20 protein-coding genes are annotated in these 22,867 nt (G+C 68.7%); 12 read left to right on the top strand and 8 right to left on the bottom strand.

The features are described 5' to 3' along the window. Positions 1–162: 162 nt before the first annotated feature. Positions 163–687, bottom strand: a complete 525-nt coding sequence (locus ncot_RS03915; protein WP_168616425.1) for a YbaK/EbsC family protein — start codon at positions 685–687, stop codon at positions 163–165. 80 nt (positions 688–767) lie between these two features. Between ncot_RS03915 and ncot_RS03920 the strand changes: the two genes are divergently transcribed. From ncot_RS03920 to ncot_RS03930, 3 genes are all read left to right on the top strand, one after another. After that, entirely contained in the window at positions 768–1,853 is a 1,086-nt protein-coding gene (locus ncot_RS03920; RefSeq protein WP_240938051.1) for a glycerophosphodiester phosphodiesterase family protein, read from the top strand. 117 nt (positions 1,854–1,970) lie between these two features. Then, on the top strand, positions 1,971–3,074 hold the full coding sequence (locus ncot_RS03925; RefSeq protein WP_168616427.1) for a glycerophosphodiester phosphodiesterase: 1,104 nt from the start codon (positions 1,971–1,973) through the stop codon (positions 3,072–3,074). A 38-nt stretch (positions 3,075–3,112) separates the two neighbouring features. Continuing rightward, complete coding sequence (locus tag ncot_RS03930; protein WP_240938052.1) at positions 3,113–4,324, top strand: endonuclease; 1,212 nt, start codon at positions 3,113–3,115, stop codon at positions 4,322–4,324. A 99-nt stretch (positions 4,325–4,423) separates the two neighbouring features. Here the strand turns inward: ncot_RS03930 and ncot_RS03935 are convergent, their stop codons facing one another. The 3 genes from ncot_RS03935 to ncot_RS03945 are packed head-to-tail and all read right to left on the bottom strand — an operon-like array spanning position 4,424 to position 6,398. Next, positions 4,424–4,630, bottom strand: coding sequence for a PspC domain-containing protein (locus ncot_RS03935; RefSeq protein WP_168616428.1), 207 nt, complete (start codon positions 4,628–4,630; stop codon positions 4,424–4,426). Next, positions 4,627–5,010, bottom strand: coding sequence for a hypothetical protein (locus ncot_RS03940; RefSeq protein WP_168616429.1), 384 nt, complete (start codon positions 5,008–5,010; stop codon positions 4,627–4,629). Before ncot_RS03940 ends, ncot_RS03935 begins: the two co-directional genes overlap by 4 nt. Positions 5,011–5,042: 32 nt before the next feature. Then, entirely contained in the window at positions 5,043–6,398 is a 1,356-nt protein-coding gene (locus tag ncot_RS03945) for a PspC domain-containing protein (protein WP_168616430.1), read from the bottom strand. Positions 6,399–6,542: 144 nt separating this feature from the next. Between ncot_RS03945 and ncot_RS03950 the strand changes: the two genes are divergently transcribed. From ncot_RS03950 to pcrA, 6 genes are all read left to right on the top strand, one after another. Further along, a complete protein-coding gene (locus tag ncot_RS03950) occupies positions 6,543–7,808 on the top strand; it encodes an ATP-binding protein (protein ID WP_168616431.1) in 1,266 nt (421 codons plus the stop codon). Then, positions 7,805–8,449 carry a response regulator transcription factor gene (locus tag ncot_RS03955; protein ID WP_240938053.1) on the top strand — a complete coding sequence of 215 codons (645 nt, stop codon included), beginning with the start codon at positions 7,805–7,807 and terminating at the stop codon, positions 8,447–8,449. The genes ncot_RS03950 and ncot_RS03955 overlap by 4 nt, the downstream gene beginning before the upstream one ends. A gap of 130 nt (positions 8,450–8,579) precedes the next feature. Next, entirely contained in the window at positions 8,580–10,004 is a 1,425-nt protein-coding gene (locus ncot_RS03960; protein WP_168616432.1) for an APC family permease, read from the top strand. A 3-nt stretch (positions 10,005–10,007) separates the two neighbouring features. Then, a complete protein-coding gene (locus ncot_RS03965; protein WP_168616433.1) occupies positions 10,008–10,604 on the top strand; it encodes a universal stress protein in 597 nt (198 codons plus the stop codon). A gap of 52 nt (positions 10,605–10,656) precedes the next feature. Then, on the top strand, positions 10,657–11,016 hold the full coding sequence (locus ncot_RS03970) for a hypothetical protein (protein WP_168616434.1): 360 nt from the start codon (positions 10,657–10,659) through the stop codon (positions 11,014–11,016). Positions 11,017–11,154: 138 nt separating this feature from the next. Then, positions 11,155–13,614: a DNA helicase PcrA gene (pcrA, locus tag ncot_RS03975; protein WP_168616435.1), complete on the top strand. Its 2,460-nt coding sequence runs from the start codon at positions 11,155–11,157 to the stop codon at positions 13,612–13,614. Between the two features lie 362 nt (positions 13,615–13,976). Here the strand turns inward: pcrA and ncot_RS03980 are convergent, their stop codons facing one another. Beyond that, entirely contained in the window at positions 13,977–14,840 is an 864-nt protein-coding gene (locus tag ncot_RS03980; protein ID WP_168616436.1) for a M23 family metallopeptidase, read from the bottom strand. A gap of 253 nt (positions 14,841–15,093) precedes the next feature. On the opposite strand from ncot_RS03980, the gene sucC reads away from it, so the two are divergent. Both sucC and sucD read left to right on the top strand, forming a co-directional pair. After that, positions 15,094–16,272 carry an ADP-forming succinate--CoA ligase subunit beta gene (gene sucC / locus ncot_RS03985; protein ID WP_168616437.1) on the top strand — a complete coding sequence of 393 codons (1,179 nt, stop codon included), beginning with the start codon at positions 15,094–15,096 and terminating at the stop codon, positions 16,270–16,272. A gap of 15 nt (positions 16,273–16,287) precedes the next feature. Next, positions 16,288–17,169: a succinate--CoA ligase subunit alpha gene (sucD, locus tag ncot_RS03990; RefSeq protein WP_168616438.1), complete on the top strand. Its 882-nt coding sequence runs from the start codon at positions 16,288–16,290 to the stop codon at positions 17,167–17,169. A 107-nt stretch (positions 17,170–17,276) separates the two neighbouring features. Here sucD and ncot_RS03995 read toward each other — a convergent pair whose 3' ends face one another. From ncot_RS03995 to ncot_RS04005, 3 genes are all read right to left on the bottom strand, one after another. Further along, complete coding sequence (locus ncot_RS03995) at positions 17,277–19,109, bottom strand: hypothetical protein (RefSeq protein ID WP_168616439.1); 1,833 nt, start codon at positions 19,107–19,109, stop codon at positions 17,277–17,279. Then, positions 19,102–19,614 carry a sigma-70 family RNA polymerase sigma factor gene (locus ncot_RS04000; protein WP_168616440.1) on the bottom strand — a complete coding sequence of 171 codons (513 nt, stop codon included), beginning with the start codon at positions 19,612–19,614 and terminating at the stop codon, positions 19,102–19,104. The genes ncot_RS03995 and ncot_RS04000 overlap by 8 nt, the downstream gene beginning before the upstream one ends. 85 nt (positions 19,615–19,699) lie before the next feature. After that, entirely contained in the window at positions 19,700–21,526 is a 1,827-nt protein-coding gene (locus tag ncot_RS04005) for a hypothetical protein (protein WP_168616441.1), read from the bottom strand. 101 nt (positions 21,527–21,627) lie between these two features. Between ncot_RS04005 and ncot_RS04010 the strand changes: the two genes are divergently transcribed. Beyond that, entirely contained in the window at positions 21,628–22,866 is a 1,239-nt protein-coding gene (locus ncot_RS04010) for a DUF6350 family protein (RefSeq protein WP_168616442.1), read from the top strand. The last annotated feature ends 1 nt before the right edge of the window (position 22,867 follow it).

Here is a 22,867-nt window from a genome sequence, read left to right on the forward strand (position 1 = left end):
GCTCGACCGAGGTCGTCGCGTCGTGGTTTCGAGATGGTTGCTGCGCAACCTCCTCAACCACCGAGAGCTGACGGCTGCTGCGCGAGCTGCTCGGCCACCGAGAGCTGACGGTGGTTGAGGAGCCGAGGAACGAGGCGTCTCGAAACCACCCGGCAAGCACGCCTACTGAGCGAGCTCCTCGACCACCTCGGCGCCGGGCAGCTCACCCAGGAGTCGTCCGGGCAGGAACAACTTCGAGCCTCGGATGCCACTGCCGATGATCGCGTCGCCGATCTCGACGATCCGGGCGTCGACCAACAGCCGCCATCCCTCGGGAAGACCGATCGGCGTGATCCCGCCGTACTCCATGCCGGTCTCCTCGACGGCGCGCTCCATCGGGTGGAAGGAGCACTTGCGTACGTCGAGCAGCTGCTTGACCCGCTTGTTCACGTCGGCCCGGGTGTCGGCGCGCACCACGCACGCGGCCAACCGCTCCTCGCCCGCGCGCTTGCCGCTGATCACCACGCAGTTGGCGGACTGCTCCAGGTCGGTGCCGTAGGCCTCGGTCATGGCGGCGGTGTCGGCGAGCTCCGGGTCGATCTCGGTCACGCGTACGTCGCCAGCGTGCGGCCAGTCACGCAATGCCTTCGCCACCGGGTCGGCAACGAGGTCGAGGCGGTCCAGGACGGGCAGGAACTCCAGACTCATGCATGCCATGGTGCCAAAGCGTCGAAACCTGTTCACCGCGCCTTCACCACTTCGTGGCCCAGATCTGCCTCACTGGTCCCGTGACCGATCTCGCAGTGTCGCGCAGGGTGACCCAGAGCCTCGTGGTGACCCCCGCTGTGGTCGCGCACCGCGGGGCCAGTAGCTACCGCCCGGAGCACACGATCGAGGCCTATCGGATGGCGATCCGGATGGGCGCCGATGCGATCGAGCTCGACCTGGTCGCCACCCTCGACGGCGTGCTGGTCGCCCGCCACGAGAGCGAGATCAGCTCGACCACGGATGTCGCCGACCATCCCGAGTTCGCCGACCGGGAGACCACGAAGACCATCGACGGGCTCAGTGTCACCGGGTGGTTCGTGGAGGACTTCACGCTCGCCGAGCTCAAGACGCTCACCGCCCGCGAACGCCTGGGCACGATGCGTCCCGGCAGTGCGTCGTACGACGGGGTCTGCGGCATCCCGTCCTTCAACGAGGTGCTGGCCATGGTCGGCGCCGAGACGGTGCTCGGCGGACGCAGCATCGGCGTGATGGCCGAGCTCAAGCACGCGGCGTACTTCGAATCCATCGGCCTCGCCCTCGACCCGATGCTGCTCTTCGACCTGCGCCGGCACGGTCTCGACCACCCCCGTTCACGGGTGACGGTGATGAGCTTCGAGCCGACCGTTCTGCGGCGGCTGGCGCACGAGACGAAGGTCGAGATCGTGCAGCTGCTCGAGGCGGCCGACAAGCGGCCCGCCGACCTGGTTGTCGCGGGTGACCCACGGACGTACGCCGACCTGTGCAGCCGCGACGGCCTGGAGTGGATCGACGAGTACGCCGACGGCATCGGTGCCCACAAGTCGTTGGTGCTTCCGCGTGATGACGCCGGCAACATCAGCGGGCCGTCGTCGTTGGTGCGTGACGCGCACCGGCTGTGGATGACCGTGCACGTGTGGACGCTTCGTCGGGAGAACCGTTTCCTGCCGCGCAACCTGCGATCGGCCGGTGGTGCGGGCGCTGCCGGAGACCTGGCCGCGGAGGCGCAGGCATTCCTCGATGCGGGTGTGGACGGACTGATCACCGATCACCCCGACATCGTCCTCGACGTGGTGCGCGAGTCCGACGACGTCATACGAACTGGTCATCGGAACAGCCAGTTCGCATGACGCTGTGCGCCATGTAGTGCGCTGTTCATCCTCGCGCGCACCTCGCGTCATCTGTGACCGCAAGGGTCGACGTCATGAAGAGAACCCTCGGAGCCCCTGTCCTCATCCCTCGCAGCCATGATCCTGCTGGCTCCGGGCGGCCCGGCCGGCGCTGATCCGAATGCCGGCCACGGTGATGACCGCGACAACGGCCATGCGGCCGGCCACCGCACCACTGAGCCGCTCATCGTCGGACACCGCGGAGCCTCCGGCTATCGGCCCGAGCACACGTTGGCGTCGTACCGCCTGGCGATCCGGCTCGGTGTCGACTACGTCGAGCCCGACCTCGTCTCCACCAAGGACGGCGTGCTCGTCGCCCGCCACGAGAACGAGATCGGCGGCACCACCGATGTCGCCGACCACCCCGAATTCGCCGATCGCAAGACCACCAAGACCATCGACGGCAAGCCGATCACCGGCTGGTTCACCGAGGACTTCACCCTCGCCGAGCTGAAGACCCTGCGCGCCAAGGAGAGGCTGCCGAAGGTGCGTCCCGACAACACCAGGTACGACGGCCGGTTCGAGATCCCGACCCTCGACGAGGTGCTGAGCATGGTGCGTGAGGAGTCGAAGCGCACCCACCGCACGATCGGTGTCTATCCCGAGACCAAGCACCCCACCTACTTCGACTCGATCGGCCTCTCGCTCGAGGAGCCGTTGCTGCGCACGCTGAAGAAGCACCACCTCGACCGGCCGAAGGCGAGGGTGATCATCCAGTCCTTCGAGACCGAGAACCTGCGTGACCTCGACGAGCACACGAAGCTGCCACTGGCCCAGCTGGTCGACGCCTCGGGGGCGCCGTACGACCTGGTCGCTGCCGGTGACCCGCGCACCTACGCCGATCTGACCTCCCCTGAAGGTCTCGCCGAGATCGCGACGTACGCCGACGGGCTGGGCGGGCACAAGGACCTGGTGCTGCCGCGCGACGCTCCCGGGGCGGCGACCGAGCCCTCGAGCCTGGTCGACGATGCTCATGAGGCCGGGCTGACGGTGCACGTGTGGACGGTGCGCGACGAGAACCAGTTCATGGCCACCAACTTCCGCATCGGCACGGACCCGAACGCCAAGGGCGACTCGATCGCCGAGGCCAAGGCGTTCTTCGACGCCGGCGTCGACGGCGTCTTCAGCGACCAGGGAGACACCATGGTCGAGGCCCGCGACGAGTGGTTGGCCGAGCAGTGATGCGTGACGCGCGCGCCGAAAAGGTGCAAGGTGTCGGGATGACACTCACTCTCGGGATACGCAGGACAGCAGTCCTCATCGTCATCGCCTTCATGGCTGCCTGGCTCCAACCGAACGCGCAAGCGGTCACCGCGCAGGTGCCGACGCAGGCGACGGCACAAGCCACGTCGCTCGACTCGCCGCTGACGGTTGCGCAGGCGATCGCTCTGCAGTCGGGCTCCGGCACGGTCCGCGGCTATGTGGTCGGGCAACCCACGGCCACCGAAACGGTGGTCACCTCCAACTACCCCAGCGACTACGCCATCGCGATCGCGGACACTGCGGGGGAGACCGACACCTCGAAGATGCTCTACGTGCAGGTGTCGTCCGAGTTCCGCGCGCAGTGGGGGTTGAGGACCAACCCGTCGCTGGAGGGCAAGCAGGTCGACGTGACCGGTGCCCTGGCGGCGTACTTCTCGCACCCGGGCCTGAAGTCGCCGACGGCGTTCAGCCTGGCCGGATCCGAGCCCGACCCGGATCCGGAGGACCCGGACCCGACGGACCCGCCGCCCGGTGACGGGGAGAACGACGACTACTACGCCGACGCGCTCGGCAAGACCGGAACCCAGTTGCGCAACAGCCTGCACACGATCATCTCGGTGCAGACGAAGCTGTCCTACAGCCAGGTCTGGGACGCGTTGAAGGCGACCGACGAGGACCCGAACAACACCAACAACGTCATCCTTCTCTACTCGGCCCGCTCGCGGGCCAAGTCGACCAACGGTGGCGACCCCGACGACTGGAACCGGGAACACGTCTGGGCCAAGTCGCACGGCGACTTCGGCACGGCGACCGGGCCCGGCACCGACATCCACCACCTGCGACCCACGGACGTGTCGGTGAACTCGACGCGTGGCAATAAGGACTTCGACAACGGCGGGGGAACGGTCAGCGAGTGTTCCGGGTGCGCGACCGACGCCGATTCCTTCGAGCCGCCGGACGCGGTCAAGGGCGACGTCGCCCGGATGATCCTCTACATGGCGATCCGCTACGAGGGTGACGACGGGTGGCCCAACCTGGAGCCGAACGACCAGGTCAGCAATGGCTCCGCTCCTTACATCGGCAAGCTGTCGGTGCTGCTCGAGTGGAACGCCCAGGACCCGCCGAGTGCGTTCGAGAAGCACCGCAACGACGTGATCCATGAGCAGTTCCAGCACAACCGGAACCCGTTCATCGACCACCCCGAGTGGGCCGACGCCATCTGGAACTGAGCTCGACCCCCTCCTCAACAAAATCGGGATAGTCCCTAACGACTCGCAGCCGAAATTGCGTTCAGACATGCGAGACGTTAGGGACTATCGGGGGCGGGCTCAGGCCTTGGGGATCAGGACCCAACCGGCGATGTAGGCGATGATCAGCGAGCCGAGGCCGAGCACGGTGCCGACCACGACCAACACCCGGACCAGGGTGACGTCGAGGTTGAAGTAGTCGGCCAGGCCGGCGCACACGCCGCCGACCATCTGGTTGTCGCGGCTGCGGGTCAGGCGCTTCGGTGCGGAAGCTGTGTAGTCGTTCATCGGATCTCCTCGGTGGGGTCGGTGTCGTCGGTCGACGACTGGGTGGTCTCGGTGTCGTCGGTCGACGACTGGGTGGGGTCGGTGTCGTCGGTCTCGGACATCCAGGTGGTTTCGGTTGCCGGGGCTGGGTGATCGGCCGGTGACGTCGTACGCCGTGAGCGCACGTTGGCGTAGGTCGCGGCGGCCAGGCCGATCGCACCGCCCGCCACCCACGGAATCGGCAACAACCATCGGATGTCGTCGCCGGTGACGACATCGCCGATCACCAGCGCCCAGATCCCGACGAGACCGGCGAAGACCAGCCCCATCACCAGGTGTCCGGTGTTGACCGGGTGGCGACCTCGTCCGGGGTCGAAGCCCGGGTCGTCGGTGCCGTTCACACTGGAACCGTGTGGGTGTGTCGTGTACGTGCTCATTGGGTGATCACCTTCACTTCGCCGACCTCGAGGTCGGTGTTGATCTGCAGGTGCGGTCGTTGGGCCGCGCCACTGTTGGAGCGGCTCAGGTCGAGGTCGAGGCCGCCGGTTCCGTCACCGAAGAGGGTGATCTGGCCGATCTCGACGGTGCTGTCCACCGAGACGTGCAGGCCACGGGGCACGATCACCCTGACGGTGCCGACCTCGGCATCGATGTCGAGGGTGCGGCCGTCGAGGGCGTCCAGGTCGCGGATCCGGGTGAGGTCGATGTCCATCTCCCCGGCCTCCATCTCGTAGGACGACTTCAGCTGGCTCGCGGACGTCGGGGTCGCGTCGATGTTGCTGCCCTCCCACTGCGAGGCGATGGTGCTGCCGGCCAACACGACGCTGGTCACGAGTCCCAGGAAGATCAGGCCGCCGGCCCGTCCGTAGAACGCACCCACCAGCAACATCACCGCGATCACACCGAGCGCGAGCGCCGGGTAGGCCGAGTCGGTGATGCCGGCGCCGGCCAGGTCGAAGATGCCGAGCGTTCCCAACGACAGGGCGATCAGGGCCAGGGTGAACCAGAACAGGATCGGTCCACGCTTGCGAGGATTGCGCGGGGGAAGCGGCGGCAGGGGCCGCGGCGGTGGCGGCCGCAGCGGTGAGGGCGTCATCATCGGCGCGGTGAACGTGCCGGAGCCCTGGTTCCGAGACGGTTGCTGCGCAACCTCCTCAACCGACGTGGTGGCGTACGGCGTGGCTGTCGCGGGATCGGTGGGTGCTGAGCCGGCGCGCGCTCCTGCCACCCATCCGGGGCCCTGCCCCGGGGCGGCGTACGGCGCCCAGTTGCCGCCCTGGTTCGCTCCCGCTCGGCGGTCCTTGCGGGAGAGGAAGACCCAGGCAATCAGCCCGACCAGGAACAGCGGCCAGGGGAACCAGCCCGGGCCCCAGGCATCGCCGATCAGGGCGAGGCCGGCCAGGATGCCGACTCCGATCAACGCCACGTTGCGGGAGCGGTCGTCGAGGCTGATGGTGGCCCGGTTGCCGGCGTCGTCCGGGACGATCAGCCAGCTGGCGATGTAGATGATCAACCCGGCACCACCGAAGAACGTGAGCACCACGAAGGCGACCCGCAGGATCACGGGGTCGATGTCGAGGTGACGGCCCAGCCCGCCGGCGACACCGGCGACGTGGCGGTCGTAGGAGCTGCGGCGCAGGCTGGCCAGGTCACGCATCTGCTCGCCGCTGACCCGAGGGCCGTGCTGGGCACCCGGGTCGGCGTACCCGGTGGAGGAAGTCGGTCCGGCGCCGGGTTGCGGCTGTGGGCCGTGGGGCTCGGAGCCCTCGGTGGTGGGGTTCTCGTTCATGTCACCAAGCCTGACGGCTGCCCAGCTCGCGCACCATCGGGAACAACCCTGATTCTGCAGGCCGTTCGGCCCTGTCGCCTCAGGGATGGGTCAGGGGTCTGCCTCATGGTTCGCGTGCGCGCGCTGTGTGACGATTGGGGCACGATGACGAACCCTGCCCCCTTCGAGGTACGACGGGCCACCCGCGACTCCACCGACAACTACCTCGGTGGGGTTGCCGCGGGACTGGCCCGGCACCTCGACCTGCCCGTGATCTGGATCCGGGTCGGGTTCGTCCTCACCGCTGCCCTCGGCGGCATGGGCATCGCGCTCTACGCCGGCCTGTGGATGGTGTTGCCGACCGACGAACGGTTCAGCGACGAGGCGCCCGGCCTGGCCTCGGCTCGACGTACGGGGAAACGACCCGGACGGACCCGCCGGATGGCCGACATGGGCCCCACCATCGCGTTGGGGGCCCTGGCCTTCGGCATCGTGATCATGGTCGAGTCGGTCTTCGGGCGCGGGGCGCTCTTCTGGCCGATCGTGCTCGGCATCGTCGGCGTCGCGCTGATCTGGCGCCAGGCCGACGAGGCGCAACGCGAGCGCTGGCTCAACTCCTCGGAGAAGGTCGACCCGGTCCGGGCCCTGTTCGGCAGCGGCACCTGGGCGTCGTACGCCCGGATCCTCGCCGGCGGCGCCCTGATCCTCGGCGGGCTCGGCGTCTTCGCGCTGACCAGCGGTGGCGTCCACCTGGCCCGCGAGATCGTGGTCGCCAGCCTGCTCGGCGTCCTCGGCCTGGCGCTGGTGCTGGGGCCGTGGGTGTTCCGCCTGGCCGCCGACCTGGGGGAGGAGCGGGCCGAGCGGGTCCGCAGCCAGGAGCGCGCCGACGTGGCCGCGCACCTGCACGACTCGGTGCTGCAGACCCTGGCGCTGATCCAGAACAACGCTTCCGACCCTGCCACTGTCGCTCGGTTGGCGCGCGCCCAGGAGCGCGACCTGCGCACCTGGCTCTTCGCCGAGCACAAGGAGGAGGGCGAGTCGATCGCCGCGTCGCTGCGCGCGCTGACCGCCGAGGTCGAGGACGCCTGGTCGGTGACCGTCGAGACGGTCACCGTCGGCGACACCCCCGTCACCGAGGCGGTCTGGCCGATCGTGCACGCCACCCGCGAGGCGATGACGAATGCCGCCAAGCACGCCGGCACCGGCAAGATCGACGTGTACGCCGAGGTGTCGCCGTCAGCGGTCGAGATCTTCGTCAAGGACCGTGGCCGTGGCTTCGACCCGGAGTCGGTGGCCGAGGACCGGCAAGGAGTCCGTGGCAGCATCGTGGCCCGGATGGAACGACACGGTGGCTCCGCACAGATCCGGAGCACGCCCGACGTGGGCACCGAAGTGGTGCTGCGCATGCCATTGCAGGAGGAGAAGTCGTGACCAAGGTTGTCATCGTCGACGATCACGCCATGTTCCGTGCGGGGGTGCGCGCCGAGCTGCAGAACGCAGCGGCGCCAGGCGTCCTCGACATCGTCGCGGATGCCGAGGACGTGCCCACGGCGGTTGCCGCGATTCGTGAACACCGGCCCGACGTCGTACTCCTCGACGTGCACCTGCCCGGCGGTGGCGGGGTGGAGGTGATGCGCCAGCTCGGCCACGGGGACACCAAGTTCCTCGCGCTCAGCGTCAGTGATGCGGCCGAGGACGTCATCGGCACCATCCGTGGCGGCGCCCGCGGCTACGTCACCAAGACCATCACCGGACCCGAGCTGGTCGCCGCCATCAAGCGGGTCAGCGAGGGCGACGCCGTGTTCTCACCGCGCCTGGCCGGCTTCGTGCTGGACGCCTTCGCCGGGTCCATCGAGGTGGCCGCGGTCGACGAGGACCTCGACCGGTTGACCGAGCGGGAGCGGGAGGTGATGCGGCTGATCGCCCGCGGCTACGCCTACAAGGAGGTCGCCAAGGAGCTGTTCATCTCGGTGAAGACGGTCGAGACCCACATGTCGTCGGTGCTGCGCAAGCTGCAGCTCTCCTCGCGCCACGAGCTGACCCGGTGGGCGAGCGACCGCAGGTTGCTCTAGGTCGTTTCCCGCCGGTTGCCCGGGCGCGCCATGGGCGCGGGTGATTGACAAGGCGTCCGGTTCATTGTCCGATGAGGGGGCCGGACCACAGGATCGCACGTGCTCGCCAATCGGGAAGCGGGGCCACACGATGGCCGAATCAGCAACAGCGATTGAGGAATCGCCCTTCGAGGACAGCGAGCTCAAGCGCTCGATCACCGGAAGGCTTCTCTACTTCTACGTCCTGGGTGACGTGCTCGGCTCGGGCATCTACGTGCTCATCGGTGCCGTCGCGATCGCCGTCGGCGGAGCGTTCTGGATCGCCTTCGCGGTCGGCGTCACCCTCGCCACGATCACCGGGCTCGCCTATGCCGAGCTGGTCACCAAGTACCCCCAGGCCGCGGGCGCGGCGCTCTACGTGAACAAGGCGTTCAAGAGCAAGCCGCTGAGCTTCCTGATCACCGTGTGCATGCTCTCGGCCAGCTTTGCTGCGGCAGGCTCGCTCTCGTTGGGCTTCGCGACGTACTTCAACGAGGTGTGGGCGCTGCCGCCGGCGCTGCTGATCACGTTGCTGTTCGTGCTGGCGCTGACGGTCGTCAACTTCATCGGCATCACGGAATCCGTGGTTGCCAACATGCTGATGACCTTCGTCGAGCTCGGCGGCCTGCTGATCATCCTGGTCATCGGCATCTGGTACGTCGTGGAGGGCAGTGCCGACTTCGGCGTGATCACCGACTTCGAGACCCAGGACAGCGCCATCCTGGGTGTCATCTCCGGTGTCGCACTGGCGTTCTTCGCCATGACCGGCTTCGAGAACGCGGCCAACGTCGCCGAGGAGACGGTCAACCCGGCCAAGGACTTCCCGCGGGCGTTGATCGGTGGAATGGTCACCGCCGGCGTCCTCTACGTTGCGGTCGCGATGACCGCCGCGCTGGTGCTGCCGATGACGGTGCTCCAGGACGAGGGGAAGGTGGCCCTCATCGAGGTGGTCAAGTCCGGAGTGCTGCCGGTGGACGTCGGCTTCATGGGCATCATGTTCGCGATCATCGCGATGGTCGCGATCACCAACACCACGTTGGTGGCCGTCGTCACCGAGTCGCGCATCCTCTACGGCATGGCCCGCGAGGACGTCGTGCCGGGTGTCTTCTCCAAGGTGCACGCGAGTCGCCGCAGCCCGTGGGTCGCGTTGATCTTCGCAGCCGTCGTGATCTCAGGGTTGCTGCTCTCGCCGGCCGACCTGGAGAAGCTGGCAGCGGTCACCGTCGTGTTCACCCTGTTCATCTATGCGCTGGTGATCGTGGCCTGCCTCAAGCTGCGAGGACAGGACGAGTCCGAGAACACGTTCCGTGCGAACACCGCCCTGTTGGGCATCGGAGTGCTCGGCAACGCGATCCTGCTGGGCTACGTCGTCTACGACGACCCGTCGTCCTTGATCTATTGCGCGGCCCTGCTGGGTGTCGGGCTCGTCCTGTTCCTCGCCGAATGGCTCTGGGCGCGGCACGAGGGCACCGACGCCCGACACGGCGACCTCGAGACACGCACCGACCGGTCCAGCACCAGCACCTTGGGAGAGTGAGTCATGCACGTCGTCATCGCCACCGATGGTTCGCGTCAGTCCCTGACCGCAGCCAAGAAGTTCAAGTCCTTCGCCGATCCGCAGAAGGTCACCGAGATCTCCGTCGTCGCGGTGATCCGCCCGCTCGCCGCGGTGGCCTTCGCCAACGACCTCTCACCCACGACGAAGGCCCAGGTCGGTGAGGACACCACCTCCCGTCAAGCGGCCACCGACGCGGTCGACGCGATCGCCGACGTGTTCAGCGGGTGGGACGGCAAGCTTCACAAGCGCATCCGGAGCGGCTCGCCCGCCAACGAGATCATCAAGGCCGCCAGCCAGTACGGCGCCGAGCTCGTCGTCATCGCGGCCGGCGGGCGGGGCCTCAGCGACACCGTGCTGATGGGCAGCACCGCGCAGCGCGTCCAGCACTACGCCCCGTGCCCGGTGCTCGTCGTCCGCCCGGCGAAGAAGCCACGTGCCGGGACCAAGGACGTCGCCAAGAAGGCAGCCAAGAAGGTGGTCCCCAAGGCCGCCTCGAGCACGTCTGGCACGAGGAAGTCGACCACCAAGAAGGCCACCACCAAGAAGACGGCCGCCAAGAAGGCATCCGCGAAGAAGTGACTTGCCGGGGCCACGTCGTCGGGGTGCGTGACGAGCGGGCTAGCATCCGCGCATGGACATCCTGCGACAGGTTCTTCTCCTCGTTCACCTCCTCGGCTTCGCTGCCCTCTTCGGCGGGCTGCTGATCCAGGCCCGGAGCGCCGACAAGTCGGTCAACGCGCTGATGCGTGACGGTGCCGGCACGGCGTTCCTGGCCGGGTTGGCCCTGACCGGTGTCCTTGAGGCAGGTGACGACGACGTCGACCACGCCAAGATCGGCGTGAAGCTGGTCGTCGGCCTGGTCATCCTCGGCCTGGTGATGGCCAACCTGCGCAAGCCCAAGATCGCTGACGGGATCTTCTACGGCATCTTCGCGCTGACGTTGATCAACGTCGGCGTCGCGATCTTCTGGTCCTCTGCGCACGCCGGCTGATCCGTCGGAGGTTTCGAGACGCTCGCTGGCGCTCGCTCCTCAACCACCGTCACCGGGGCGCTCCTCAACCACCGTCACCGGGGCGCTCCTCGACCACCGAGTCCGCGTGTCAGAGCCTCGGCATAGGGTTGCCGCAGCATGAGTTCTTCATTCCCGATTCCCGGCCTCGAGTCCGTCGAGCCTGCCCGGACGCCGTCCAACGAGGCCCTGCTCGACGGCCTCAACGAGCCGCAACGAGCGGCGGTGATCCACGCCGGGAGACCACTCCTCGTGGTCGCCGGTGCCGGGTCCGGCAAGACCCGGGTGCTGACCCGCCGCATCGCCTGGCTGATCCGCGAGCGCAAGGCCCACCCGGGCTCGATCCTGGCGATCACCTTCACCAACAAGGCTGCGGCGGAGATGAAGGAGCGCGTCGAGGACCTGGTCGGCAAGCGCGCCCGCATCATGTGGGTCTCGACGTTCCACTCCGCCTGCGTGCGGATCCTGCGCAAGGAGATCGACAAGCTCAACGTCGACGGCCGGGGCTACAAGTCGAGCTTCTCCATCTATGACGCGGCGGACTCCAAGCGACTGATGACCCTGGTCTGCCAGGACCTCGATCTCGACCCCAAGCGCTACCAGCCGCGCGCCGTCCTCAACTGGGTCTCCAACCAGAAGAACGAGCTCAAGGACCCCGACGACGCCGCGAAGGACACGAAGAACAGCTTCGAGGAGTCGTACGCCGCGGCGTACGCCCTCTATCAACGGCGGCTGCGCGACGCGAACGCCGTCGACTTCGACGACATCATCATGCTCACGGTGCACATCTTCCAGGCGTTCCCCGAGGTGCGCGAGGTCTATCGCCGTCGCTTCCGCCACGTGCTCGTCGACGAGTACCAGGACACCAACCATGCGCAGTACGCACTGATCGGCCAGTTCTGTGCCGACGACCCCGAAGGTGACGTCCACGGGTTCGAGTCCGGTGGCGAGCGGGTGGAGCCGGCCGAGCTGATGGTGGTCGGTGACGCCGACCAGTCGATCTATGCGTTCCGCGGTGCCAACATCCGCAACATCCTCGACTTCGAGGAGGACTTCCCCGACGCCACGTCCATCCTGCTCGAGCAGAACTACCGGTCCACGCAGACGATCCTCGAGGCCGCCAACTCGGTGATCGGCAACAATGCCGGTCGCAAGCCCAAGCGGTTGTGGTCCCAGGCCGGGGACGGCGCGAAGATCATCGGCTACGTCGCCGACGACGAGCGTGACGAGGCCAGGTTCGTCTCCGAGCAGATCGACAAGCTCACCGACACCGGTGACGCACGGCCGGGAGACGTGGCGGTGTTCTACCGCACCAACGCCCAGTCGCGGGTGTTCGAAGAGGTCTTCATCCGCACCGGCCAGCCCTACAAGGTGGTCGGCGGCGTCCGGTTCTACGAGCGCAAGGAGGTCCGCGACGCGCTGGCCTACCTGCGCCTGCTCGCCAACCCGGCCGACGAGATCTCCCTGCGCCGGGTGCTGAACACCCCCAAGCGGGGCATCGGCGACCGGGCCGAGGCCTGCGTCTCGGCGTACGCCGAACGCGAGCGCATCCTTTTCTGGGAGGCGCTGCGCCGGGCCGACGAGGCGCCCGGGATCGCGACCCGCTCACTCAACGCGATCCGTGGGTTCGTGGGCATGGTCGAGGAGCTGCAGTCGATGGTCGACGCCGGGGAGCGGCCCGACGTGATCCTCGAGTCGGTGCTCGAACGCTCCGGATACCTCGCTGAGCTCGAGGCGTCCGACGACCCGCAGGACGAGACCCGTGTGGAGAACCTCGCCGAGCTCGTTGCGGTGGCCCGTGAGTTCTCCGACGACCCGATCGCCGGCCCCTCGGCCGACCCGGCCGATCCGGACGACACCGTCGCCGGCACCGAGAAGCCCGGGCTGGGTGACTTCCTGGAGCGGGTGGCGCTGGTCGCCGACGCCGACCAGATCCCGCCGCCGCCCGAGGAGGGCGACCAAGCCGATGAGGCCGACACCCAGGGCGTGGTCACGATGATGACCCTCCACACCGCCAAGGGACTCGAGTTCCCGGTGGTGTTCCTGACCGGCATGGAGGACGGCGTCTTCCCGCACATGCGCTCGCTGGGCGACAAGCCGGAGCTCGAGGAGGAGCGTCGCCTCGCCTACGTCGGCGTCACCCGGGCCCGGGAACGGCTCTACCTCTCCCGAGCAGTGATGCGTTCGGCCTGGGGTGCCCCCTCGCACAACCCCGCCTCCCGGTTCCTCGACGAGATCCCGGCCACCTTGGTCGACTGGAAGCGAACTGCCGGTGCACAGACGTCGTGGAACCGACCCAACTTCGGGTCGTCGCCCGGGATCGACTTCGGCGCGCCCACGGCAGCCGGACGCCGCAACTTCGGCAGCGCCGCCGCGCGGCTCGACGCGTCGAAGAAGGCGAAGCCGGCTCGCGACATCCCGTCCCTGGACCCTGGTGACCGGGTCGTGCACGACTCCTTCGGGCTCGGCACCGTGGTCTCCGTCGAGGGCGCCGCGGACAAGGCGGTCGCCTCGATCGACTTCGGCTCCGAAGGCATCAAGAGGCTGCTGCTCCGCTACGCCCCCGTCGAGAAACTGTGACCACAGTTCCGGCACGCACCCTGCGGCGTCGTGCTCATTTCGCCAGGTAGATCGGCCATCGGCCCGTTCGACATGCAGTGAGTGATCGTGGGCGAGGATTCACGCTCAACAGCGGGCGTCGTACGCCCAACTGCATGTCGAACGGGCCGAAAGGCGCGTACGACGGGCCGTGGCGCAGGTCCTGCCTTCGTCACCGAGGTCTCGACACACTGGTCGCGACTTCGTTCCTCAGTCGCGCTGCTCGCTCGACCAGCATCACGAATCCGCTGACGCGTCTCCGGTCGCTCGACCAGCATCACGAATCCGCTGACGCATCTCCGGTCGCTCGACCACCATCACCGAATCCGCTGACGCGTCTCCGCTCAGGGAGTGATGCCGTGGGCGACCAGGGCCGCGAACGGGTCGACCGGGTCACCCGCGCCGGGACGGACCTCGAGGTGCATGTGCGGACCGGTGGAGTTCCCGGTCGTGCCGACGTAGCCGATGACCTCACCGGCGCGAACCGTGTCACCCACGGAGGCGGCGTACTCGTTGAGGTGGCAGTACCACAGCTCCTCGCCGTCCTCGGTGGTGACGATGATCTGGTTGCCGTAGGAGCCGGCGTACTCCGCGGAGGTGACGGTGCCGTTGGTGACCGACATGACCGGGGTGCCGGTCGGGGCCGCGAAGTCGAGACCGGTGTGGGTGCTCGCCCACAACCCGCTCGACTGGCCGAAGGTGGCGGTCAGGCGGTAGCTCGAGAGCGGCAGCTGCCACAGGTTGAGGGCGATCTTCTTGGCCTGCTTCTCAGCGGACTGGGCCAGCTTCGCGAGCTCGACGTTGCGCTGCTCGGCGGTCGCTTCGGCGGCAGCCTGCAGATCCTGGTCGCTGGCATCCTGCAGAGCGTCACGCCGCGAGTCGCGGGAGACCGCCTCCTTGCGCTGGTCACGGGCGCTCGTGGAGGTGACGCTGCTGGAGCCGGTCAGGGCGCTGGCGGCGCGCGTGGTGAGCACGTCGTCGGCCGCAGCGGAGGTGATCCCGGACTGGTTGATCGTCACCGCACCGGTGGCCGAGATGGTCAGTGCAGCCACCCCGAGGAGCACCGGCGCGGACGGCAGCTTGCGGAACAGCGGACCACGCGATCCGGCGTGCTTGACCGCCTTGCGCTTGCCGCCCGACGAGCCACTGACCGAGTTCCCCGAGGTCGCAGACGATGCTCCTCGACGGGGAGCTCGGTGGTTACCCATGCATCAGTTCCTGAACCTCGGGGGATGAGCAGCCTCAGACTTTAACGGACGCCCCCAGCCCGTTGTAAATCCATGGCGCAGTCCATTGTGGACAACGACGTGCAAGTCTGCTGGAAATTCACTCAGAATTCTCGGCGAAGTGACGAGTCACACGTGTCTCGGGCGAGACCCTCCGTGGTGTCGATCCCTCGAACGGGTCTAAGGTGCCCAGTGGAATCCCCGGACTATAACGAAAAGAAAAAGGACTGGGTGGATGTCAGACCTGATGGAGTACCAGGCGAAGGAACTCTTCGCCAAGCACGGCGTCACCACGACCCTCGGCAAGGTCGTCACGACCGCCGACGAGGCTCGTGCCGCCGCTGAGGAGCTGGGTGGCGTCACCGTCATCAAGGCTCAGGTGAAGGCCGGAGGCCGCGGGAAGGCTGGCGGCGTCAAGCTCGCCAAGACCGCGGACGAGGCGTTCGAGCACGCCTCCAACATCCTCGGCATGGAGATCAAGGGCCTGACCGTGAACCGGGTCCTGGTGACCCCGGCGACCCCGCCGGTCGAGGAGTACTACTTCTCGTTCCTGCTCGACCGGTCGAACCGGACCTACCTGTGCATCGCCAGTGTCGAGGGCGGTGTGGAGATCGAAGAGGTCGCCAAGACCAACCCCGACGCGGTGAAGAAGATCCCGGTCGACGCCCTCACCGGTGTCGACGAGGCCAAGGCCACCGCGATCGTCGACGAGGCCGCCTTCCCGGCCGAGCTGCGTGACCAGGCCATCAAGATGGTGCAGGACCTGTGGAAGGTCTTCGTCGAGGAAGACGCCACCCTGGTCGAGGTCAACCCGCTGGCCCGCCTCGAGGGCGACAAGCTCGAGGCCCTCGACGGCAAGGTGTCGCTCGACGACAACGCCTCCGAGGTGCGCCACCCCGAGCACGAGGCCTTCGAGATCCGTGAAGAGGCCGACCCGCTCGAGTCCAAGGCCAAGGACCTCGGCCTCAACTACGTGAAGCTCGACGGCCAGGTCGGCATCATCGGCAACGGCGCGGGCCTGGTCATGTCCACCCTCGACGTGGTCGCCTACGCCGGCGAGGACCACGGTGGCGTGAAGCCCGCCAACTTCCTCGACATCGGCGGTGGCGCCAACGCCCAGGTGATGGCCAACGGGCTGGACGTCATCCTCAACGACGAGCAGGTCAAGAGCGTGTTCGTGAACGTGTTCGGTGGCATCACCGCGTGCGACGAGGTGGCCAACGGCATCAAGGGTGCCCTCGAGCTCCTCGGTGACATGGCGACCAAGCCGCTCGTGGTTCGTCTCGACGGCAACAACGTCGACCAGGGCCGGGCGATCCTCAACGAGCTGAACCACCCGCTCGTGACGCAGGTGGACACCATGGACGGTGCGGCCGACAAGGCCGCCGAGCTGGCGCACCAGAGCGCAGTCTGAGAGGGCTTTGAACTTATGTCTATCTACCTGAACAAGGACTCCAAGATCATCGTCCAGGGCATGACCGGCGGCATGGGTGCCAAGCACACCACGCTGATGGTCGAGTCCGGCGCCAACATCGTCGGCGGTGTCAACGCGCGCAAGGCCGGCACCTCGGTCGAGCTCGGTGGCAAGGACCTTCCCGTCTTCGGTTCCGTCGCCGAGGCGATGAAGGAGACCGGCGCTGACGTGTCGGTGGCCTTCGTGCCGCCGAAGTTCACCAAGGACGCCTGCATCGAGGCCATCGACGCCGAGATCCCGCTGCTCGTGGTGATCACGGAGGGTGTGCCGGTCCAGGACAGCGCCGAAGTGGTGGCCTACCTCGAGGGCAAGTCCACCCGGATGATCGGCCCGAACTGCCCCGGCATCATCACGCCGGAGGAGTCCCTCGCCGGCATCACCCCGCACACCATCGCGGGCAAGGGCCCGGTCGGCCTGGTCTCCAAGTCCGGCACGCTGACCTACCAGATGATGTTCGAGCTGAAGGACTTCGGCTTCTCGACCGCCATCGGCATCGGTGGGGACCCGGTCATCGGGACCACCCACATCGACGCCCTCGAGGCGTTCGAGAACGACCCCGACACCAAGGCGATCGTGATGATCGGCGAGATCGGTGGAGACGCCGAGGAGCGGGCCGCGGCCTACATCAAGGACAACGTCACCAAGCCGGTCGTCGGCTACGTCGCGGGCTTCACCGCCCCCGAGGGCAAGACGATGGGCCACGCGGGCGCGATCGTGTCGGGCTCGTCCGGCACCGCGCAGGCCAAGAAGGAAGCCCTCGAGGCTGTTGGCGTGAAGGTCGGCAAGACGCCGTCCGAGACCGCCGAGCTGATGCGGGAGATCCTGAAGGCTCTCTGATCGACCCCAGTTTCACCGGCTACCGGTGAGACGGGAACTCCCCGGCCGAGGTCTCGGCCGGGGAGTTCGCATTTCGGCCGGGGAGCCCGGCCGGGGGGATGCACCGTCTAGAGGCAGTTCTGGTCCTCCTGCTCGATCTGGAAGGCGGTCACCTTGCTGCCGTCGGTGAGGAAGAAGTAGCTCACACCATCGACCGGAGCGGTGCTGTAGGCGTCGCTGCCGGACAGGTCGCCGTACGCCGCCCGGACCTCGGCGACCGTGGAACCGACGACCCCGATGCCCTCGGGGGTGCGCATCCCGGGCTGGGCGAAGATGACCGCCAGGCCGTGCGCCGTGCTGAGGAAGCCGTGCACCTGGCCACTCACGTTCGGGTGCACGGTGTCGGCCCAGCCGTCGATGGTCACCGCACGGCACGGCATCGAGCGGTCGTCCTCGGCGATCGTGACCAGCCCGGTGGCATCGAGCTCCTCCGCCGTCATCCCGATCCTCAGCTCGCCCCAGCCGGCCGGCCCGAGCACCGTGCTCGACGTGGTTCCTGAGCCCCCGCAGCCTGCCACGGTGAACGAGCACAGCTCGTCGACCACGGTGGCGGCCTGCGAGGTCATCTCGTCGATCTGCGCCTGGCCGTCTCCGCTCGGGTAGCCGGCGTGCCCGCCGTCGCGGATCACCAGCACGGCGCTGCCGACTCGGACGACCACCGTGCTCTCCCCGAAGGGCGACTCCGAGCCGTTCAGCGTGTCGCGTTCGAGGAACGCCCAGGCCTCCCCGCCGACCGGCACCTCGCGCACCTCGCGGGTGGTGACGTAGCCGTCGTCGCGAACCGGGTCCTCGGTGCAGGCCTGCTGCTGCGCGACCAGGCCCTCGACGGCTGCCACGGCCGCGTCGGCGTCGGCGTACGTCGTGAGCTGGCGCGAGCGGTAGTCCTCGACGTCGTTCCAGTCGGCGCGCAGCCGGTCGGTGTGCTCCGGCTCCGACCAGGCCTGCTCGCAGGCCATGAAGTCCAGGGACCCCAGCGTGCGGCTCGGGCCCTTCAGCCCGTTGTCCCGGCCGGGCTCGGCCGCGGAGTCGTCGGGCCAGCCGTCGGCCAGGGGGAAGCCGGCGGGGATGGTGGTGGGGACGTCGCCCGACGAACCGGTGTCTTGGTCAGGGTCGGCGCTCGAGGGCTCGAGTGGCCCTGGCGACTCCCCGAAGACCTCGAGCTCGGGCACGAGCTCCGCCAGCTCCGCACGCGAGGCGTCGACGCCTGCCTGCACGTCGCCGCTCCACCCACCCCAGACCTGGGTCACCAGCACCGCAGCCCCGTTGGTCATCACGTTCACGACCTGGACGGTGGGCTCGGTCTCGGCGCCGGGACCCAGGTCGGTGGTGATGGTGTTCCCCGGCCAGGCGTCGTCGGCACGCTGGATCTCCACGGTCCCGTCGGCCGACCCTTCCGCGGCACAGTCACGTGCTGCGTCGAGGATGCCCACCTGGGTGGCTCGCGCGGTCTGCTGGTCGCCGAGCAGGTACACCGTCCGGGTGACGAGCGTCTCGCCACCGGCGACCTCCGCGCTGCGCACGTCGACAGGGGACCGGTCAGCCAGGGGCAGGGTCCCGCAGAAGTCGAGCTCGTCCATCCGGCCCGTCTCGGTGACCTCGGCCGACCCCATGCCGACGTCGATCGGGAAGTCGTCCGGGATCGCGGACAGCACGGGCTGCTCCGTCTGCTCGGTCCGCGAGGGAGTCGCCGGTGACGGTTCCTCGCCCCGGTCGACGGCATTGCTGACGAACACACCCGAGGTGGCGACCACGGCGATCGCCGCCGCTGCGCCGAGTGCCATCACGCCGTTGTTGCGGCGCCGCACGCGATCTCCGCGGCGGCGTACCTCGGCCGGCGTCAGCGGGTTCACGGACAGTCCTCGGGGGTCGAAGTTCTCGAGGTCCTTGATCGGATCAGACATGGCTGGCTCCTTCCTGGAACCCGTTCGGTTCGTTCTCCGAGAGCAGCGCGGCCAGGGCCTCCCGGCCCCGTGAGAGGCGAGCCTTGATCGTTCCTTCGGGTGCGCCGACCTCCACGGCCACGGCGGCGACCGGCAGGTCACACATGTGGTGCAGCACCAGGGCCCGGCGTTGGGCCTCCGGCAGCTGCTTGAGCGCGGCGACCAGGGCGACGTACTTCTCGTCGACCGGCTGGGTCACCGACGGTGCCGCCACGGACCGGTCCAGGGCACGCCCGGCCAGCCTGGTGCGGCGCCAGCGGCTCACCGCCAGGCGGTGTGCGGTCACCCGCACCCACGCCTCCGGGTGGTCGGCCCGTTCCAGCTTGCGCCGGTGGGCCCAGGCCTTGACGAACGCCTCCTGCACGCACTCCTGCGCCTCGTCGCGGTTCCCGATCATGGCGTAGACCTGACCGGTGATCCGGGCGAACGAGGCAGTGTAGAAGTCGTCGAACTCCTGCTGGTCCATCGACGTCCCCCGTCCCGATCGGTGTTGCCTTCATTGTCGAGGGGGATACGCACGGAAGGGCGACTCGGTTGCACGAGTCGCGCGGTCAGTTCCTCGGCAGGTTGGCGACGCGGTCCAGGGCCCGCAGGGAGAGCTGGTGGAAGGCGCCGTGCCCGATCGAGTGGCCGGAGTCCGGCACGAACCCGAGCTGGACGACGACCTTGCCCCGTCGCATCACCGCCATCAGGAACTGCACGGTCCGGTCGTCGGAGATCTCGGTGGTGAGGTGCCAGATGGTCAGGTCGGAGTCCTTGGAGGACCGGGTGGCTGTGCGGAGCACCTCGGTGGAGAGGTCCTTGTCCTCACAGCCCTCCATCTTCGTGCGGATCCCCGCGACGAAGGCGCGGGCGGCGTCCGGCTTGCGGAAGCGCCCCACGGTCTCGGTGAGGCCGAAGGCCGTCGGGAGCTTGGCCTCCGGGATGACGAAGGTGCGGCTCGTGGCAGCACGGACCACCTTGCCGTCGAAAGTGGCCCGGTCGCACCGGGTGGCGGCGTTGTTGTCACCGGACGGGTCGGCCGGCTCCGTGCCGACCCACGGGTCCTCGACCCCGTTGACCGGGGGGAGGTCGACCTCCTGCAGCAGGCCCGGGGCTCGGGCGGCGACCGGGGGCGGAACCTGGCGCAGGGACGGCTCGGTCGCGCAGGCACCGGCGGACTCGTGGTCGCAGAGGCTGTTGACGGCGGTGGCCGCCAGGCTGGTGACGGGGGCCAGACGGGGAGCGCGGTCCGACTCGAAGCGGCGTACGACGGAGGTGACCAGCGAGCCGGTCCGGGCCACCGCGACGGTGTAGGTGTGCACCGGCTTGTCCCAGGTCCGCAGCACCATCACGACGGCGTTGTCACCGACGCCCCTGAGGGCGTGGGTGGCCAGCAGTTGCGGCCGGGACTGGGTGCACTCGGAGTACCAGCCGATCGTGATCCGGAAGGCTCGGAGGGCGGCCTCGGGGCTGTCGGACAGCTCCACGCTCTGCACGGCGGAGAGCTTGGGGTCCCCGCCGAAGCGGAACTTCCGCACCAGTGCGGCCTGACCCTTGGGGTCGGCGAAACGCTCGGCCTGGCACACGGAGTGGATGCCGTTGCCGCCGGTGTTGTCGGTGGTCGCCCGGACCCGGAGCGACCGGCCCGGGGAGAGCGTGCCGACCTGCTCCTGGGTCAGCAGGTCCTCCTGCTGGAGCCGAGTGGCGGGATCCACCTCGTCGGACACCGACGGGTCGCCATGGGCGCTGACCCCGCCGAGGGCCGGTGAGGCGCCGCCGGCCTGGTGCACCACGGCCCCGGAGCCGAGCACGGCCGCGATCGCGACCAGGACGCCCCCGGCGGTGTGCGCCCGGCGCCGGGTCGCGCCGGTGCGCCGGATGATGGTGGCGCGGGGAAAGCGGACGTCGGCGATGCGGCGCACCAGCGCTTCGAGCCGGAAGCGCACGGCGGTGGAGGGCACGTCACGGTGCAGCGCGAACTGGGCGGTGGCGGTCTGCAGCTCGCGAGCGGCGGCCTCGTCGGTGAGTCCGAGCTCACGGGCCATCTGCTCCATGCTGGCCGTGCAGAGGTGGTTGAGCAACAGGGCCCGGCGCTGCGGCAGCGTCAGCTTGGACAGGGCGTCCAGGGTGGCGCGGGTCTCGTCGTCGAGCTGCTTGTCGCGGTGCCAGATGCGGGTGGTGTGCCGACGCTGGGCGTGCGTCCACGCGTGCGGTCGCACCCAGGTCTCGGGATCCTCGAGGCGTGAGACCTTGCGCCAGTGGTGCCACGCGGCGACGAAGGCGTCACGGACGGCACCGCGAGCAGCGGGGAGGTCGCCGGTCAGTGCATAGGTCTGCAGCAACAGGCGATCCCGGGCGGCGGCGTAGAACGCGTCGAACTCGGCAGGATCGTGCATGACCAGTCAAAGGTACGGGGTCGGCGGGCAACCGGCGAAACCGCCTCGTGCGGCGTGTGCAGCGTTCGCCACGGCCGACTCCGGGTGAAGATGGCACCGCCATGACCGCGACACTGACCCCTCCCGGCCTCTCCTCCACCAGTGCCTCCCGCCGACCGCTGACGTTGTTGGCCGGCCTGGCTGGCTTCTCGGCGGCCGTGACCACGTTGGCCGGCTGCCTCGCGATCGCGCTGGTCGGCTGGTTCCTGGCCGATGGCGGCATCCACGGCGCCCCACGCGAGGCGCTGCGCACGGGCGGCTTGGCCTGGCTGACCGGCCACGGCTCCGGGCTGCACGTGCACGGGGTGCCCATCACCGCGCTCCCGCTGGGACTGACCCTGGTCTGCGCGGTGGTGGTCTGGCGCTTCGGCCTGCGACTGGGCGAGCAGGTCGCCGGTCACGGGCCCGATGCCGAAGCGCTCTCCGACGGCGACCGGGACTGGACCGTGCCCGCCGCGGTCGGGATCTTCTCCGCCTCCTACGTCATCGTCGCGGTCGTCACGGTCGTGCTCAGCGGCACCTCCCAGACCGCCCCGTCGACGAACGCCGTGGTGCTCTGGTCGTTGGCGCTCACGGTGCTCATCGGCGGGACGGGCGTGGCCATCGGCTCCGGTCGCGCCGCGGTGTGGTTGTCGCTGGCGCCGCAGGCCGTGCGCGGCAGCCTGCACGCGGCAGGGACGATCCTGGCCGCCTTCGTGGCGATCTCGACGGTCACCTTCCTGGTGGCGCTGGCCCTCGACCTCGGAGCCGCGATGAACGTCATGTCGCAGCTGCACCTCGACACCGGTGACGGCATCATGTTCGTGCTGCTCACCCTGGTCGTCGTGCCGAACGCGGTGATCTTCTCCGGCTGCTACCTGCTCGGACCCGGCTTCATGGTCGGCACCCACACCCTGGTCTCTCCGTCAGTGGTGGCCATCGGTGCCGTCCCCATGTTCCCGCTGCTCGCCGCCCTGCCTGACTCGGGACCGACCCCCGCGTGGGTGCCGGCACTGCTCGCGCTCCCGGTGCTCTGCGGAGTGGTCGGCGCCTTCCTCAGCCAACGCCGCAACCCCACCGTGGCATGGGACGAGGGTGCGCTGCGGGGGTTGGTCGGCGGTGCGCTGGCCGGGATCGGGTTCGGCCTGCTGGCCGCCGTCTCGGGCGGCGCCGTGGGTCCGGGGCGCATGCGTGAGGTCGGCCCCCAGGCAGGTGAGGTGCTCTGGCACGGCATCGTGTCCTTCGGCATGGGCGGCCTGGTCGGCGGTCTCATCGCGACGTGGTGGATCCGCCGCTCGATGCTGGTCGAGGACGACGACTGAC

The sequence above is a fragment of the Nocardioides sp. JQ2195 genome (assembly GCF_012272695.1).
Lineage (GTDB): Bacteria > Actinomycetota > Actinomycetes > Propionibacteriales > Nocardioidaceae > Nocardioides.

Excerpts from the sequence above, each read along its gene's own strand:
- ncot_RS03915 (WP_168616425.1), bottom strand. The coding sequence starts at position 687 with ATGAGTCTGGAGTTCCTGCCCGTCCTGGACCGCCTCGACCTCGTTGCC.
- ncot_RS03925 (WP_168616427.1), top strand. The coding sequence starts at position 1,971 with ATGATCCTGCTGGCTCCGGGCGGCCCGGCCGGCGCTGATCCGAATGCC.
- ncot_RS03930 (WP_240938052.1), top strand. The coding sequence starts at position 3,113 with ATGACACTCACTCTCGGGATACGCAGGACAGCAGTCCTCATCGTCATC.
- ncot_RS03935 (WP_168616428.1), bottom strand. The coding sequence starts at position 4,630 with ATGAACGACTACACAGCTTCCGCACCGAAGCGCCTGACCCGCAGCCGC.
- ncot_RS03945 (WP_168616430.1), bottom strand. The coding sequence starts at position 6,398 with ATGAACGAGAACCCCACCACCGAGGGCTCCGAGCCCCACGGCCCACAG.
- ncot_RS03950 (WP_168616431.1), top strand. The coding sequence starts at position 6,543 with ATGACGAACCCTGCCCCCTTCGAGGTACGACGGGCCACCCGCGACTCC.
- ncot_RS03960 (WP_168616432.1), top strand. The coding sequence starts at position 8,580 with ATGGCCGAATCAGCAACAGCGATTGAGGAATCGCCCTTCGAGGACAGC.
- ncot_RS03965 (WP_168616433.1), top strand. The coding sequence starts at position 10,008 with ATGCACGTCGTCATCGCCACCGATGGTTCGCGTCAGTCCCTGACCGCA.
- ncot_RS03970 (WP_168616434.1), top strand. The coding sequence starts at position 10,657 with ATGGACATCCTGCGACAGGTTCTTCTCCTCGTTCACCTCCTCGGCTTC.
- pcrA (WP_168616435.1), top strand. The coding sequence starts at position 11,155 with ATGAGTTCTTCATTCCCGATTCCCGGCCTCGAGTCCGTCGAGCCTGCC.
- ncot_RS03980 (WP_168616436.1), bottom strand. The coding sequence starts at position 14,840 with ATGGGTAACCACCGAGCTCCCCGTCGAGGAGCATCGTCTGCGACCTCG.
- sucC (WP_168616437.1), top strand. The coding sequence starts at position 15,094 with ATGTCAGACCTGATGGAGTACCAGGCGAAGGAACTCTTCGCCAAGCAC.
- sucD (WP_168616438.1), top strand. The coding sequence starts at position 16,288 with ATGTCTATCTACCTGAACAAGGACTCCAAGATCATCGTCCAGGGCATG.
- ncot_RS03995 (WP_168616439.1), bottom strand. The coding sequence starts at position 19,109 with ATGTCTGATCCGATCAAGGACCTCGAGAACTTCGACCCCCGAGGACTG.
- ncot_RS04000 (WP_168616440.1), bottom strand. The coding sequence starts at position 19,614 with ATGGACCAGCAGGAGTTCGACGACTTCTACACTGCCTCGTTCGCCCGG.
- ncot_RS04005 (WP_168616441.1), bottom strand. The coding sequence starts at position 21,526 with ATGCACGATCCTGCCGAGTTCGACGCGTTCTACGCCGCCGCCCGGGAT.
- ncot_RS04010 (WP_168616442.1), top strand. The coding sequence starts at position 21,628 with ATGACCGCGACACTGACCCCTCCCGGCCTCTCCTCCACCAGTGCCTCC.